This is a genomic window from Variovorax sp. GW823-FHT04F07 (genome assembly GCF_058795995.1).
This window is the reverse complement of record NZ_JBXAIG010000003.1, coordinates 772,352-787,086: the sequence shown is the minus strand read 5'-3', so window position 1 is coordinate 787,086 and position 14,735 is coordinate 772,352. Positions and strand designations below refer to the sequence as shown.

Genomic DNA, 14,735 nt, shown 5'->3' with positions numbered 1-14,735 from the left:
GTCAGCGCTTGAAGCGGCCTTCGCTGATGATCGCGAGGTCCGCGAAGTCGATGCCGCTGTGGTCCTGCGGCGAGTAGCTCACCTCGAGCCCGCCGCCCAGGTCGTAGCCCTTGAGGCTTTCGAGCGCCGCGAGCACCTTGGCGCGCGTGGGCTTGGGGCCCGCGCGGCGCAATGCCTCCACCAGCACCTTGGCCGATGCGAAGCCTTCGAGCGCGGCCGGTGACAGCTCGCCCTGGCCCTTGGCGCGGGCCAGCGTCAGCGCCTCCTTCACCATCGGCTGGCCCATCGAGCGTTCGCTGGGGAACACCTGCGTCACGATCACGCCGCGGCTGGCGTCGCCCAGCTGCTTGATGAAGCCCGACGAGGCGTTGTTCGACAGCGTGACCACCTGCGCCGCCGAGCCCGCGGCGCGCAGCGCCTTGATGCCGTCGACCACCGCCACGCCCGAGCCGATCCACACCACCGCCTGCGCGTCGGCCTTCATGATGGCGGGCACGATGGTCTTGTAGTCGGGCTTCTCGCGGTCGGCCGGCACGGTCGCGATCGGCTGGGCCTTGCCCTTGGTGAAGCCGTTCATCGCACCCTGCAGCGCGTCGGCGCCGAACGAGTCGGTCACGTGGACCACGGCGATGCGCGTCAGGCCGATGGTCAGCAGGTGCTGCACCGCCTTCTCGGCCTCGCGCTGGTAGGTGGCGCGCACGTTGAACACGTGCTTTTGCAGTGGCTTGTGCAGCACCATCGCGCCGGTCGAGGGGCCGATGAGCGCCACCTCGTTCTTGTCCAGGTACGGGATGATGGCCTGCGAGTGCGGCGTGCCGCGGCTCATGAAGAGCGCGAGCACCTTCTTGTCCTCGATCAGCACGCGCGCGTTATCGCCCGCGCGCTTGACGTCGAAGGCGTCGTCCATGCGGATGACCTCGATCTTCTCGCCGTGGATGCCGCCCTGGGCATTGGCCGCGTCGATCACCAGTTGCGCGCCGCCGATGGTCTCGTTCACGCTGGCGGCCACCGAGCCGGTCATGCCGGCGGTCTGGCCGATCACGATCTGGGCGGAGGCGCCCATCGCGCACAGCGCCAGCAGGGCCGCCACGCCGATCGCGTGCCGTGAACCTGCCACTTTCTTCTTCGTCATGAAAGCCTTTCGGAGCCTTCGGGAGACTCGCTGAACAATTGTGAAAACAAATGTCGCATTTGTTTCATAAAGTGTCTTTGGACGCATCCAGACAAACCCCTGCGCGGGCGCCGCCCATGCGCCGGGGTGGGCGAAAGCGTCACGAAGCACTCCCTAGAATGTTTGCCCCACCCCCCAAGGCACTCATGACACAGGGCTCCATCCGGATTCGCGGCGCGCGCCAGCACAACCTCCAGAACCTCGACCTCGACATCCGCACCGGCGAGATGACCGTGGTCACCGGGCCCAGCGGCTCGGGCAAGTCGAGCCTCGTGTTCGACACCCTCTACGCCGAAGGCCAGCGCCGCTACGTGGAGACCTTTTCCGCCTATGCGCGCCAGTTCCTGGACCGCATGGACAAGCCCGCCGTCGACAAGGTGGAGGGCGTGCCGCCCGCCATCGCCATCGACCAGACCAATCCGGTGCGCTCCTCGCGCTCCACGGTCGGCACGATGACCGAGCTGAACGACCACCTGAAGCTGCTCTACGCGCGCGCGGCCCAGCTGTTCGACCGCGAGACCGCGCTGCCGGTGCGCCACGACTCGCCCGACAGCATCTATGCGCAGATCGCCGAGCGCGCGGCGGCCGCGGGCGATCCGCGCATCGTCATCACCTTCCCGGTCGAGCTGCCGGCCGGCACCACGGCGGACGAAGTGACGCAGTGGCTGTCGGCCAGCGGCTTCACGCGCGTGCAGGCCGAACGCGAGGTGGCCACGCCCACCGGTCCGCGCAAGGTGCTCGACGTGGTGGCCGACCGCTTCCGCATCTCGAGCGCGGAGCGCGCGCGCGTGGTCGAAGCCATCGAGGTGGCGCTCAAGCGCGGCAGCGGCCGGGTCACCGTGCATGCGACCGGCGCCGAGGAAAACGCACCGACCGACGTGTGGAAGTTCTCCACCGGCCTGCACTGCCCCGAGAGCGACATCCGCTACACCGACCCCATCCCGTCGATGTTCTCGTTCAACTCGGCGGTGGGCGCCTGCGACACCTGCCGCGGCTTCGGCCGCGTGATCGGCGTCGACCTGGGGCTCGTGATCCCGAACGACAAGCTCACGCTGCGCGCCGGCGCGATCAAGACCATCCAGACGCCCGCGTGGAAAGAGGCGCAGGACGACCTCATGCGCCACGCCGAGGCCGCCGGCATTCCGCGCGACACGCCGTGGAACAAGCTCACAGAGGAGCAGAAGCACTGGGTGATCGAGGGCACGCCCAACTACAAGGACGGCAACTGGAACAAGCAGTGGTACGGCGTGCGCCGCTTCTTCGGCTACCTGGAGAGCAAGGCCTACAAGATGCACATCCGCGTGCTCTTGTCGAAGTACCGCAGCTACACGCCGTGCCCCGTGTGCAGCGGCGCGCGCCTGAAGCTCGACCCGCTGCTGTGGCGCATCGGCAGCAAGGACGACGCCGACGCCGTGCTGCCGCCTGAAAAGCGCTTCCTGCCCACCGGCGCGAAGTGGAGCCGCGCGCAACTCGAGGCGCTGCCCGGCCTGTGCCTGCATGACCTGATGCTGTTGCCCATCGAACGGCTGCGCAAGTTCTTCGATCGCGTGGAGCACCACGGCAACGGCAGCCCCGCGAGCGAAGGGGAAGCCCAAGCGCTGAAGCTGCTGTTCGAAGAGATCACCACCCGCCTGCGCTACCTGCACGACGTGGGCATCGGCTACCTCACGCTCGACCGCCAGAGCCGCACGCTCAGCGGCGGCGAGGTGCAGCGCATCAACCTCACGACGGCGCTGGGCACCTCGCTGGTGAACACGCTGTTCGTGCTCGACGAGCCCAGCATCGGCCTGCACCCGCGCGACATGAACCGCATCACCGAGGCCATGCTGCGCCTGCGCGATGCCGGCAACACGCTGGTGGTGGTGGAGCACGACCCGGCCGTGATGCTCGCGGCCGACCGCGTGATCGACATGGGGCCCGGCCCCGGCGCGCGCGGCGGGCAGATCGTGTTCGACGGCGGCACCGACCAGCTGCGCGACGCCGACACGCTCACCGGCCAGTACCTGGGCGGGCGCAAGAAAATCGGCATGGGCTTCAAGCGGCTCGTGAGCGAGAACACGCACCGGCTCATCCTCGAAGGCGTGCGCGAGCACAACCTGAAGAACATCACGGTCGACTTTCCGCTCGCGCGCCTCGTGTGCGTGACCGGCGTGAGCGGCTCGGGCAAGTCCACCCTCATCCAGGACGTGCTGGCGCCCGCGCTCATGCGCCACTTCGGCAAGGCCACCGAGACGCCGGGCGCGCACGACCGCATGCTCGGCGCCGATCATCTGGGCGACGTGGTCTTCGTCGACCAGTCGCCCATCGGCAAGACCGCGCGCTCCAACCCCGCGAGCTACGTGGGCGCGTGGGACGCCATCCGCGAAATCTTCGCCACCGCGGCGCTGTCGCGCCAGCGCGGCTACACCGCGAGCAAGTTCAGCTTCAATTCCGGCGACGGGCGCTGCCCGACCTGCGGCGGCTCGGGCTTCGAGCACGTCGAGATGCAGTTCCTGTCCGACGTGTACCTGCGCTGCCCCGACTGCGACGGCAAGCGCTACCGGCCCGAGATCCTCGAAGTGAAGATCGAGCGCAAGGCCAAGGGCTACAACGTGGCCGACATCCTGGAGCTCACCGTGGCCGAGGCCGCGGCGCTGTTCGACACCGACCGCGACGTGCTGCGCGTGCTGCAGCCCATCGTCGACGTGGGCCTGGACTACGTGAAGCTCGGCCAGCCCGTGCCCACGCTGTCGGGCGGCGAGGCGCAGCGCCTGAAGCTCGCGGGCTTCCTGGCCGAGGCGGCCAAGAGCGCGACCGCGAGCCGCCAGATGGTGGCGCGCAAGGGCACGCTGTTCCTGTTCGACGAGCCGACCACCGGCCTGCACTTCGACGACATCGCGCGTCTGATGCGCGCGCTGCGCAAGCTGCTCGACGCGGGCCATTCGCTCATCGTCATCGAGCACAACCTGGACGTGATCCGCGCCAGCGACTGGCTCATCGACCTCGGCCCCGAAGGCGGTGACGCCGGCGGCCAGGTGGTGGCCGAGGGCACGCCCGAGCAGCTGCGCGAGAACCGCGCCTCGCTCACTGGCGCGGCGCTGGCCGACTACGAACTCGCCGTCGGTCCGGGCGCCTACAAGGTGGCCGAGCGCGCCGCGCGGCGCTACATCGCCAATGCGAAGACCGCGCCCGGCGGCAACGCCATCGAGATCGTCAATGCGCGCGAGCACAACCTGAAGAACCTCAGCGTCGACATTCCGCGCGGCAAGTTCAGCGTGGTGACGGGCGTGAGCGGCTCGGGCAAGTCGACGCTGGCCTTCGACATCCTGTTCAACGAAGGCCAGCGCCGCTACCTCGAATCGCTCAACGCCTATGCGCGCAGCATCGTGCAGCCGGCGGGCCGGCCCGAGGTGGACGCGGTGTACGGCATTCCGCCCACGGTGGCCATCGAGCAGCGCCTGTCGCGCGGCGGCCGCAAGAGCACGGTGGGCACCACCACCGAGGTGTGGCACTTCCTGCGCCTGCTGTACGTGAAGCTGGGCATCCAGCACTGCATTCACGACGGCGCCGCCGTGCAGCCGCAGACGCCCGACAGCATCGCCGCGCAGCTGATGCGCAACTTCAAGGGCCAGCACATCGGCCTGCTCGCACCGCTGGTGAGCAACCGCAAGGGCGTGTACACCGAGCTGGCCGACTGGGCGCGTCCGCGCGGCTTCACGCACCTGCGCGTGGATGGCGACTTTCTGCCGACCACGGGCTTCCCGCGCATCGACCGCTTCAAGGAACACAGCATCGAGCTGCCCGTGGCCAGCCTCGACGTGCTGCCCTCGCAGGAGAACGAACTGCGCGCGGCGCTCACCAGGGCGCTCGAGCATGGCAAGGGCGTGGTGCATGTGCTGAGCGAACTCGACGGCCTGCGCGCCGCCATGATGGCCGGCGTGTCCGCCGTGGGCATCGGCCGCGTGCAGGTGTTCTCCACGCTGCGCGCCTGCCCGGTGTGCAGCACCAGTTATGCCGAGCTCGACCCGCGCCTGTTCAGCTACAACAGCAAGCACGGCTGGTGCCCCGACTGCGTGGGCACGGGCGTGAAGCTCAGCAAGGACCAGCGCAAGGTCTTCGACGATTCGATCCGCGACGACGACAGCAAGGGCCGCGAGCAGACCTTCGCCGAGCCCGAGGTCGAAGACCTCGCCGACGTGGCCTGTCCGACCTGCGAAGGCACGCGCCTGAACGCCACCGCGCGCGCCGTGGGCTTCGGCACCGCGGTCGACGGTTCGGGCGGCATCGGCATCACGCAGCTGGCGCGTATGAGCGTGACCGAGGTGCGCCAGTGGTTCGAGGGGCTGGTGCTCAACGGCCGCGAAGCCGAGATCGCCCGCGACCTCGTGCCCGAGATCAAGAGCCGCCTCGAATTCCTCGAGGAGGTGGGCCTGGGCTACCTCACGCTCGACCGTGGCGCGCCCACGCTCTCGGGCGGCGAGGCGCAGCGCATCCGCCTGGCGGCGCAGCTGGGCAGCAACCTGCAGGGCGTGTGCTACGTGCTCGACGAGCCGACCATCGGCCTGCACGCGCGCGACAACCAGATCCTGCTGAACGCGCTGCACAAGCTCGGCGAGAAGGGCAACACGCTGGTGGTGGTGGAGCACGACGAAGACACCATCCGGCGCGCCGACCACATCATCGACATCGGCCCCAGCGCCGGCAAGCGCGGGGGGCGCCTCGTGGCCGAGGGCACGGTGGCCGACATCCAGAAGGCCGGCGATTCGCAGACCGGCCGCTACCTGCGCGACGCCATCAAGCACCCGCTGCAGGCGCGCCGCCTCATTCCCTCGCCCGATCCGAAGGCGGAAGACAGCGGCAACTGGCTCACCGTGCACGGCGCCGACCTGCACAACCTGCAGGATGTGACCGCCACGCTGCCGCTGCACCGCCTCGTGGTGGTCACGGGCGTGAGCGGCTCGGGCAAGTCGACGCTCGCGCGCGACGTGCTGCTGGCCAGCGTGCAGGGCATCGTGGTGCAGCGCATGACCAAGGCCGGCCGCGACGCCGACGCCGCGGGCAAGCGCCCGGCCTGGACCGGCTGCCGCGGCGTCGACGGCTACGAGGTCATCGACCGCGTGCTCGAGGTCGACCAGACCCCCATCGGCAAGACGCCGCGCAGCTGCCCCGCCACCTACATCGGTTTCTGGGACACCATCCGCAAGCTCTTCGCCGACACGCTCGAGGCCAAGGCGCGCGGCTACGGCCCGGCGCGCTTCAGCTTCAACACCGGCGAAGGCCGCTGCCCGGGCTGCGAAGGCGCGGGCGTGCGCACCATCGAGATGAGCTTCCTGCCCGACGTGAAGGTGCCCTGCGAGGTCTGCCACGGCGCGCGCTTCAACCCCGAGACGCTGGCCGTGAGCTGGCGCGGCAAGAGCATCGGCGATGTGCTGAAGATGGAGGTCGACGAGGCGGTCGAGTTCTTCGCCAGCATGCCCAACATCGCGCATCCGCTGCAACTGCTGAAGGACGTGGGCCTGGGCTACCTCACGCTGGGGCAGCCGTCGCCCACCCTGTCGGGCGGCGAGGCGCAGCGCATCAAGCTGGTGACCGAACTCAGCAAGGTGCGCGACGACATCACGCGCCGCGGCCAGAAGGCGCCGCACACGCTGTACGTGCTCGACGAACCGACCGTGGGCCTGCACATGGCCGACGTCGAGAAGCTGATCCACGTGCTGCATCGGCTGGTGAACGGCGGCCACAGCGTGGTGGTGATCGAGCACGACCTCGACCTGATCGCCGAAGCCGACTGGATCCTCGACCTCGGACCCGAGGGCGGCAACGCCGGCGGACGCATCGTGGCGGCGGCGCCGCCGGAGGAGGTGGTGCGATTGGGTACGCACACTGGCGTAGCTCTTAAGGCCGTGTTGGCACGTTGACGCGCGCAGGCGCACAATGGCTTGAACCCTTGGCGCAGGCGCATCCTGAATCAGCCATGGTGGAGACCGTGTGAACGGATGAAGCGCCGTGCCGGGGGCTACGCAAGGAGCCGTGCCATGACCCGCTTCATCGATGTTCACAGCCTGGTTCGCCTGGTGGATGAGACCGGCGTCCCGGAATTCCTCGTCACGCTGGCCGACGCGCTGCGCGACGACTTCCTGCGATGGCGCGAGTTCGACAAGAAGGCGCGGGTGGCCAGCCATTCGCACCTGGGCGTGATCGAGCTCATGCCCGTGGCCGACGACGGCGCCTATGCCTTCAAGTACGTCAACGGCCACCCGCACAACACGCAGGTCGGCCTGCCCACGGTCATGGCCTTCGGCGTGCTGGCCGAGGTCGACACGGGCTACCCCGTGCTGCTGTCCGAACTCACGCTCACCACCGCGCTGCGCACGGCCGCCACTTCGGCCATGGCCGCCAAGGCGCTGGCGCGGCCCGACGCGCGCAGCCTGGCGCTCATCGGCAACGGTTCGCAGAGCGAGTTCCAGGCGCTGGCTTTCCATGCGCTGCTGGGCATCGAGCAGGTGCGCGTGTTCGACATCGACCCGCGCGCCACCGACAAGCTGGTGCGCCACCTCGCGGCCTGCACGCCGATGGAGATCGTGCGCGCCGACTCCACCGCCGAGGCGGTGCGCGGCGCCGACATCGTGACCACCATCACCGCCTACCAGGGCCACGCCACCGTGCTCACGCCCGACATGATCGAGCCCGGCATGCACATCAACGCCGTGGGCGGCGATTCGCCCGGCAAGACCGAGCTGCACCCCGACGTGCTGCGCGGCGCACGCGTGTTCGTCGAGTACGAGCCGCAGACCCGCATCGAGGGCGAGATCCAGCAGCTGGCGCCCGACTTCCCGGTGCACGAGCTGTGGCGCGTGCTGCTGGGCGAAGTGCCGGGCCGCGAGCGGCCGGAGCAGGTGACGGTGTTCGACTCGGTCGGCTTCGCGCTGGAGGACTACACGGCGCTGCGCTGCATCCAGCAGCTGGCGCTGGAGCGTGGCGTGGGCCGGCAGATCGCGCTGGTGCCCGAGCTCGACGATCCGAAGGACCTGTTCGGTCTCACCGCCTCGGGGCGGCGCCGGGCGGTGCTGCGGCGTGCGGCATGATGGCAGGCCCTGTCGTCACGCCCTTCGCCGCTTCATGCTCACCATCTACAACGACCAGCACGCCCTGCACCAAGGCCAAGTCGAAATGTTCCGGGGCGAGCTGGTGCCCTGCTTCGAGGTGCCCGCGCGCGTCGACCATGTGAGGCACGAACTGGAGCGGCGCGGCCTCGGCCCGCTGCAGGCGCCCGACGCGTTCGACGACGCGCTGCTGGCGAAGGTGCATGCGCCGCGTTACCTCGACTTCATCGCCCATGCCTGGGACGAGTGGGTGGCGCTCGATGCCGCCAATGCCACGCGCGACGCGCTGCCCTCGTACTGGCCCACGCGCGGCATGCGCACCGATGTTCTGCCGAAGAGCTTTCCCGCGCGCCTGGGCCTTTTTTCGTTCGACGCCGGCACGCCGCTGATGGCGGGCAGCTGGGCCGCTGCGCGCCATGGCGCGGCCTGTGCGTGGACGGCAGCGCAGCGCGTCCTCGGCGGCGAGCGCAGCGCCTTCGCCCTCACGCGCCCGCCGGGCCACCATGCGGGCGCGGACTTCTTCGGCGGCTACTGCTTCGTCAACAACGCCGCGGTCGCCGCGCAGGCGCTGCGCGATGCGGGCGTCGAACGCGTGGCCGTGCTCGATGTCGACTACCACCACGGCAACGGCACACAGGCCATCTTCTACGAACGCAGCGACGTGCACTTCGCCAGCCTGCACGGCGACCCGCTGACCGACTACCCGTACTACCTGGGCCATGCCGACGAGCGCGGCGCGGGCGCGGGCGAGGGCTTCAACCACAACCTGCCGCTGCCGCGCGGCACCGACTTCACGGCCTGGCGCACGGCGCTGCGCACAGCGCTCGACGGCATCGCGAAGGTCAAGGCCGGCGCGCTCGTGGTCTCGCTGGGCGTCGACACCTTCGAGGGCGACCCGATCTCGGGCTTCAAGCTGAAGAGCGACGACTACCTGCGCTTGGGCGAAGACCTCGCGCGCGCCGGCCTGCCGACGGTGTTCGTGTTCGAGGGCGGCTATGCGGTGGCCGAGGTGGGTGTGAACGCGGTCAACGTTCTCGAAGGCTTCGCGCAAGCCGCGGGCTGAGGGGGCGAGTAGCCCTGGCGACAGCAGTCGGGTGAGCCCCGATTGCTGCACCGGGCGGGGCAGGGCCCAATGCGCGGCTCGATCCACGCTTCAGGAGCCTTCCGTCATGTTTCGCCGTTCCCTTCTCCGTGCCGCCACGCTGGCCGCCTGCGGCCTCGCCGCGCCGCTGGCGGTGCTTGCACAGGCCTTTCCCGCGAAGCCCATCAAGCTCGTGATCGCCTTTCCCGCGGGCGGCCCGACCGACATCACCATGCGCCAGCTGGCCGACAACGCCAGCAAGATCCTGGGCCAGCCCGTGATCATCGACAACAAGCCCGGCGCCGGCGGCACGCTGCCCGCGCAGGCGCTGCAGACCGCGCAGCCCGACGGCTACACCGTCGCGCAGATTCCGCTGGGCGTGTTCCGCCTGGGCTACACCACCAAGATCAACTGGGACCCGCTCAAGGACATCAGCTACGTGCTGAACGTCACCGGCTATGCCTTCGGCATCGTCGTGCCGGCCGACAGCCCCTTCAAGACCTGGGCCGACTTCGTCGCCTACGCCAAGGCCAACCCCGGCAAGCTCACCTACGGCTCGACCGGCAACCTGACCAGCCCGCACCTCACGACCGAGATCGTGGCGCAGAAGGCCGGCATCCAGCTGCAGCATGTGCCCTACAAGGGCAGCGCCGACCTGATGCTCGCGGTGGTCAGCGGCCAGCTCATGGCCGCGGCCGACAGCACCGGCTTCGCGCCGCAGGTCGAGGCCGGCAAGCTGCGCGTGCTCAACACCTGGGGCGAGAAGCGCCTGGCCAAGTTCCCCGACGCACCCACGCTGAAGGAGCTGGGCTACGACGTGGTGCAGAACTCGCCCTTCGGCATCGGCGCGCCCAAGGGCACCCCGCCCGAGGTCGTGAAGAAGCTGCACGACGCGTTCAAGCAGGCGATGGAAGAACCGAGCTACGTGGCCTCGCTCGGCCGCTACGACATGCTGCCCAACTACATGAGCTCGGCCACGTACACCAAGTTCGCGCAGGACACGGTGGTGCGCGAGAAGGTGATCATCGACAAGCTGGGGCTGGCGAAGGAGAAGTAAGCGCCCGCCGGAAAAGGGGAGGCGTGCGCGGCGCCTACCCCGATCCGCGACCGTTGTCCTGAACTCACCCCCTATGCCCCTCCGTAATCTAGGCGTTAACCCTATGTAATTCCTTTGTCTTCCAGTGAAGGAAAACTCGGACCCAGTCTCGCGGCAACAAGGCCCGGACGTCCCAAAGTCGCGCCCGGTCTCGGCGCAGCGACATCCCCCTCCTGGAGTGACACCAATGAAAAAATCCCTGCTTGTTCTGGCTGCCATCGCAGCCTGCGGCGCCGCGTCGGCGCAATCGACCGTGACCCTGTTCGGCGTGGTCGATGCCGCCTACCGCAACGTAGCGAACAAGAGCGTTTCGACCACCCCCTTCGGCCCCGCCTACAGCGTGAAGGCCAGCCGCAGCGAGCTGGCGAATTCGGGCCTGAGCTCGAGCCGCCTCGGCTTCCGCGGCGTGGAAGACCTGGGCGGCGGTCTGTCGGCCAGCTTCTGGCTCGAAGCCCCGATCACGAATGACGACGGCGCCACCGGCGTGTCGAACTTCACGCGCCGCTCGACCGTGAGCCTGGCAGGCAGCTTCGGCGAACTGCGCCTGGGCCGCGACAAGACCGCGACGGTGATGAACGAAGAACAGTTCGATCCGTTCGGCGACACCGGCATCGGCGGCTCGCTGATCATCGACGCCAACGAAGCCAGCGTGCCGGGCAGCGGCTACGGCAGCAACGGCACCTACAAGCGCGCCAGCAACATGGTGCAGTACTTCCTGCCGCGCCTGGGCGGCTTCTACGGCAACGTGGCCTACGGCCTGGCCGAGCAGACGCGCCTGTCGCCCGACACCGCCGCCAGCACCAACACCGGCCGCCACATCGGCGGTCGCCTGGGCTACACGACGGGCCCGTTCGACATCGCCGCCAGCTACGCGCAGAACGACACCAGCTTCACGACCGGCAGCGGCGCCGCCGCCGTGGCACGCCCGGGCAAGGTCAAGACTTTCAACCTCGGCGCGACCTACGACTTCGGCGTGGCCAAGCTGTTCGGCGAGATCTCGCGTTCGAAGGACGAGCGCAACGCGCTGAACATCTTCACGCCCGGCCAGGACGTGGACCTCACCGGCTACCTGCTGGGCGTGACCGTGCCGATCGGCCCGGGCGTGATCCGCGCGTCGTATTCGCAGGTCAAGTACGACTTCAACCGCGTGCCGGTCTTCGGCGTGAACAACGCCGACCCGAAGGCCAGCAAGCTCGCGCTGGGCTACGTGCACAACCTGTCCAAGCGCACCGCGCTGTATGGCACGGTCGCGCGCGTCAGCAACAAGAACGGCGCGGGGCTCACGGTGGGCGCCGGCCCGTCGTACGCCACCACGTTCAACCGCACGGCGCTGCAGGCCAAGAGCTCGATGGGCTACGAATTCGGCATCCGCCACACGTTCTGATGTCCTGAAGGGTCGCGCATCGCGCGACCCTCACCACTGCAAGTTTCTCCAAGGGTCGTTCAACCGGTCCATTCGGCCCGCCCTGCGCGGGCCTTTTTTTCGTGCACGACGCCCGCGCGGCGCGCGGCTCAGCGCGCCGACAGCACCGCCTGCGCGGCCTGCGCGAAGCCCGCGCCGCGCTCGCCCTGCGTCACGTAGCGCGGCAGGTGCTCCAGTTGCGGCACGAAGCGCGCGACGTTCGCCACGCCGATGCTGTGCGCGAAGCTGCGGAACATCAGCTGGTCGTTGGTGGAATCGCCCACGTAGGCCCAGCGGTCCATCTCGTCGTCGAGCGTGCGGCCCCAGAGCTCGCGCACGATCCAGCGCGCGCCCTCGAGCTTGTCGTTGTCGCCGTACCAGCCGTTGATGTGGATGCTGCTCACGGTGGCGTGCATGCCCTCGCCGCGCATCAGGGCGACGACGCGCGCGATGGTGTCGTCGCTCAGCGTCACGAATTCGCTGTGGTCGATGGCGATGTCGGTCTCGCGCCCGGGCGAGTCGGTGGCGCGCCCGGCGCCCGGAATCTCGCGCTCGATGCGCGCCAGCACGGCCTGCATGCGCGCGAAGTTGGCGGCGCGTGTGGCGGCGTCCTGCTGGTAGCGCTTTTCGACGCCGCCATCGGTCGCAGGCCGCAATGCCACCGCGCCGTTCTCGGCCACGATGGCATCGACCGGCCAGCTGTTCACGAAGGGCAGGCTCCAGCCCACGGGCCGGCCGGTGATGGCAACCACCGCGAGGCCGGCGGCCTTCAGGTCGGCCAGCGCCTTCAACGCATCGGGCGTGATCGCGCCATCGGTGGTGAGCGTGTCGTCGATGTCGGTGAACACGCCGACCAGCGCCGCGCGTGCGTCGGCGGGCCAGCGCGTGAGCGGCAGCAGGTGGTGGGGCGAGGCGGGCAGGGGAGGCGAAGACATGGACAGGATTCTCGGAAGGGCCCGTGATCGTACCGGCGCTTTCGTGTAGCATCCCGCCCCCGCCGCGCTTTCAGGCCGGCGCGGCACCTTCCACCATGCCTCACATCCTCGTCGACAACCTGCGCAAGACCTACCGGGTGTCCGAGCGCGACCCCGGTCTGCGCGGTGCGCTGCGCGGCCTGCTGCAGCGCCGCCACCGCACGGTGGAGGCCCTGTCGGGCGTGTCGTTCGCGCTGGAGCGCGGCGAGCTGCTGGGCTTCATCGGGCCCAACGGCGCGGGCAAGTCGACCACCATCAAGATCCTCTCGGGCATCCTGCGGCCCGATGGCGGGCGCGTGGAAGTCGATGGGCGCGACCCCTTTGCCGACCGCGAACGGCACGTGGCGCGCATCGGCGTGGTCTTCGGCCAGCGCACGCAGCTGTGGTGGGACCTGCCCGTGGGCGACGGCTTCGACCTGCTGCGCGACATCTACCGCGTCGATCCGCAGCGCTACCGCCGCACGCGCGACGAGCTGGTCGCGCTGCTGCACCTGGAGCGCGTGCTCGACCAGCCGGTGCGCCAGCTCTCGCTGGGCCAGCGCATGCGCGCGGAGATTGCGGCGGCGCTGCTGCACGAGCCCGACATCCTGTTCCTCGACGAGCCGACCATCGGCCTTGACGCGCCTTCGAAGCTCGCCGTGCGCGACTTCGTGCGCCGCGCCAACCGCGAGCGCGGCACCACCGTGCTGCTGACCACGCACGACATGCACGACATCGAGGCCCTGGCCCAGCGCGTGATCGTCATCGGTCACGGCCGCGTGCTGGCCGACAGCCCGGTTGAAGCGCTGCGCGCCCAGGTGATGGCCGAGCGCCGGCTGGTGGTCGACTTTGCACAGGACGCCACGCTGCCCGCGCAGGTCGACGGCGCCACCGTGCATTCGCGCGACGGCCAGACGCTGGTGCTCGACTTCGACCCCAAGCAGACCCCCGCGCCCGCGCTCATCGCGCGCATCGCCGGCGCGCACGCCGTGGAAGACATCCGCCTCGAAGGCCTCGCGATCGAAGCCGTGATCGCGCGCTTCTACGCCATGCACGGAGCGGCCGAGGCGTGAGGCCGGCCATGGGCCCGCGCGACCTCGCCCGGCCGTATGTCGCGGCGTTCGTCTCGCGCTTCCTGCAGATGCTGCAGTACCGCACCGCGGCGCTCGCGGGCTTTGCCACGCAGTGCTGGTGGGGCGGCATCAAGGTGATGGTGTTCGCCGCGTTCTACAGCGGCAGCGCCATCGCGGGCGCGGCCTCGTCGATGTCGCTGGCCCAGGCCATCACCTACACCTGGCTCGCGCAAGGTTTGTTGGTGCTGATGCCCTGGCTCGGCGATCCCGAAGTGGCGCAGGCCGCGCGCACCGGCGCCGTCGCCTACGACCGGCTGCGCCCGGTGGACGCCTACGCGCTGTGGTTCGCGCGCACGGCCGGCTGGATCGCGGCGCGCCTGCTGCCGCGCGTGGCCTTGATGGCGGCCTTCGCGGCGGTGGTATTGCCGCTGGTGGGGCTGGGCGACTGGGCCTGGCAGCTGCCTGCGAGCGCGATGGCCGGCGCGGCGTTCCTGCTGTCGGTGGTGCTGGGCCTCTTGCTTTCGACTGCGATGGTGATGCTGCTCAACGTGGCGACCACGGCGGCGCTCAACGAGCGCGGCATCCAGGCGGTGGCGACGCCCGTGGTCATCGTGTTCTCGGGCAACCTGCTGCCGCTGGCGCTGCTGCCCGACGCCTGGCAGACCGCGCTGCTGGTGCAGCCGCTGGCGGGGCTGTTCGATATTCCGGCGCGGCTGTACTTCGGACAGCTGAGCGGCGCGCATGCGCTGGGCGCACTGGGGCTGCAGTGCTTCTGGATCGTCGCGCTGGTCGCGTTCGGGCGGGTGGCGATGGGGCGCACGATGCGCAGTCTGCAGGTGCAAGGTGGCTAGGGTGACGGGCGCGCGCAGGGAGTCAC

Annotated in this window: 9 protein-coding genes; 7 read left to right on the top strand and 2 right to left on the bottom strand. The window is 69.6% G+C overall.

The window, feature by feature from the left end; genetic code table 11:
- Position 1: 1 nt before the first annotated feature.
- Positions 2-1,132, bottom strand: a complete 1,131-nt coding sequence (locus AC1RAA_RS18940) for an ABC transporter substrate-binding protein (protein WP_390348393.1) — start codon at positions 1,130-1,132, stop codon at positions 2-4.
- A 185-nt stretch (positions 1,133-1,317) separates the two neighbouring features.
- On the opposite strand from AC1RAA_RS18940, the gene uvrA reads away from it, so the two are divergent.
- The 5 genes from uvrA to AC1RAA_RS18915 all read left to right on the top strand — a co-directional run bounded on the left by uvrA (position 1,318) and on the right by AC1RAA_RS18915 (position 11,814).
- Entirely contained in the window at positions 1,318-7,068 is a 5,751-nt protein-coding gene (uvrA, locus tag AC1RAA_RS18935; protein WP_492730670.1) for an excinuclease ABC subunit UvrA, read from the top strand.
- 117 nt (positions 7,069-7,185) lie between these two features.
- A complete protein-coding gene (gene ocd / locus AC1RAA_RS18930; protein ID WP_062477364.1) occupies positions 7,186-8,235 on the top strand; it encodes an ornithine cyclodeaminase in 1,050 nt (349 codons plus the stop codon).
- 34 nt (positions 8,236-8,269) lie between these two features.
- Entirely contained in the window at positions 8,270-9,316 is a 1,047-nt protein-coding gene (locus AC1RAA_RS18925) for a histone deacetylase family protein (protein ID WP_492730672.1), read from the top strand.
- A 106-nt stretch (positions 9,317-9,422) separates the two neighbouring features.
- Positions 9,423-10,391 carry a Bug family tripartite tricarboxylate transporter substrate binding protein gene (locus tag AC1RAA_RS18920; RefSeq protein ID WP_062477370.1) on the top strand — a complete coding sequence of 323 codons (969 nt, stop codon included), beginning with the start codon at positions 9,423-9,425 and terminating at the stop codon, positions 10,389-10,391.
- Between the two features lie 226 nt (positions 10,392-10,617).
- The gene (locus AC1RAA_RS18915; protein WP_307638100.1) at positions 10,618-11,814 is read left to right on the top strand and encodes a porin; all 1,197 of its coding nucleotides are present in this window, start codon (positions 10,618-10,620) and stop codon (positions 11,812-11,814) included.
- A gap of 128 nt (positions 11,815-11,942) precedes the next feature.
- Here AC1RAA_RS18915 and AC1RAA_RS18910 read toward each other — a convergent pair whose 3' ends face one another.
- Complete coding sequence (locus AC1RAA_RS18910; RefSeq protein ID WP_492730674.1) at positions 11,943-12,767, bottom strand: HAD-IIB family hydrolase; 825 nt, start codon at positions 12,765-12,767, stop codon at positions 11,943-11,945.
- Positions 12,768-12,862: 95 nt separating this feature from the next.
- Here AC1RAA_RS18910 and AC1RAA_RS18905 point away from each other — a divergent pair, with 95 nt between their 5' ends.
- Both AC1RAA_RS18905 and AC1RAA_RS18900 read left to right on the top strand, forming a co-directional pair.
- Positions 12,863-13,858 carry an ABC transporter ATP-binding protein gene (locus AC1RAA_RS18905; RefSeq protein WP_159272795.1) on the top strand — a complete coding sequence of 332 codons (996 nt, stop codon included), beginning with the start codon at positions 12,863-12,865 and terminating at the stop codon, positions 13,856-13,858.
- An 8-nt stretch (positions 13,859-13,866) separates the two neighbouring features.
- Positions 13,867-14,709 carry an ABC transporter permease gene (locus AC1RAA_RS18900; protein ID WP_492730676.1) on the top strand — a complete coding sequence of 281 codons (843 nt, stop codon included), beginning with the start codon at positions 13,867-13,869 and terminating at the stop codon, positions 14,707-14,709.
- Positions 14,710-14,735: the final 26 nt, after the last annotated feature.

Bases quoted from the DNA above. Each gene is read 5' to 3' on its own strand.
- uvrA (WP_492730670.1), top strand. From the start codon at position 1,318: ATGACACAGGGCTCCATCCGGATTCGCGGCGCGCGCCAGCACAACCTC.
- AC1RAA_RS18910 (WP_492730674.1), bottom strand. From the start codon at position 12,767: ATGTCTTCGCCTCCCCTGCCCGCCTCGCCCCACCACCTGCTGCCGCTC.
- AC1RAA_RS18905 (WP_159272795.1), top strand. From the start codon at position 12,863: ATGCCTCACATCCTCGTCGACAACCTGCGCAAGACCTACCGGGTGTCC.
- AC1RAA_RS18940 (WP_390348393.1), bottom strand. From the start codon at position 1,132: ATGACGAAGAAGAAAGTGGCAGGTTCACGGCACGCGATCGGCGTGGCG.
- AC1RAA_RS18900 (WP_492730676.1), top strand. From the start codon at position 13,867: ATGGGCCCGCGCGACCTCGCCCGGCCGTATGTCGCGGCGTTCGTCTCG.
- AC1RAA_RS18920 (WP_062477370.1), top strand. From the start codon at position 9,423: ATGTTTCGCCGTTCCCTTCTCCGTGCCGCCACGCTGGCCGCCTGCGGC.
- AC1RAA_RS18925 (WP_492730672.1), top strand. From the start codon at position 8,270: ATGCTCACCATCTACAACGACCAGCACGCCCTGCACCAAGGCCAAGTC.
- AC1RAA_RS18915 (WP_307638100.1), top strand. From the start codon at position 10,618: ATGAAAAAATCCCTGCTTGTTCTGGCTGCCATCGCAGCCTGCGGCGCC.
- ocd (WP_062477364.1), top strand. From the start codon at position 7,186: ATGACCCGCTTCATCGATGTTCACAGCCTGGTTCGCCTGGTGGATGAG.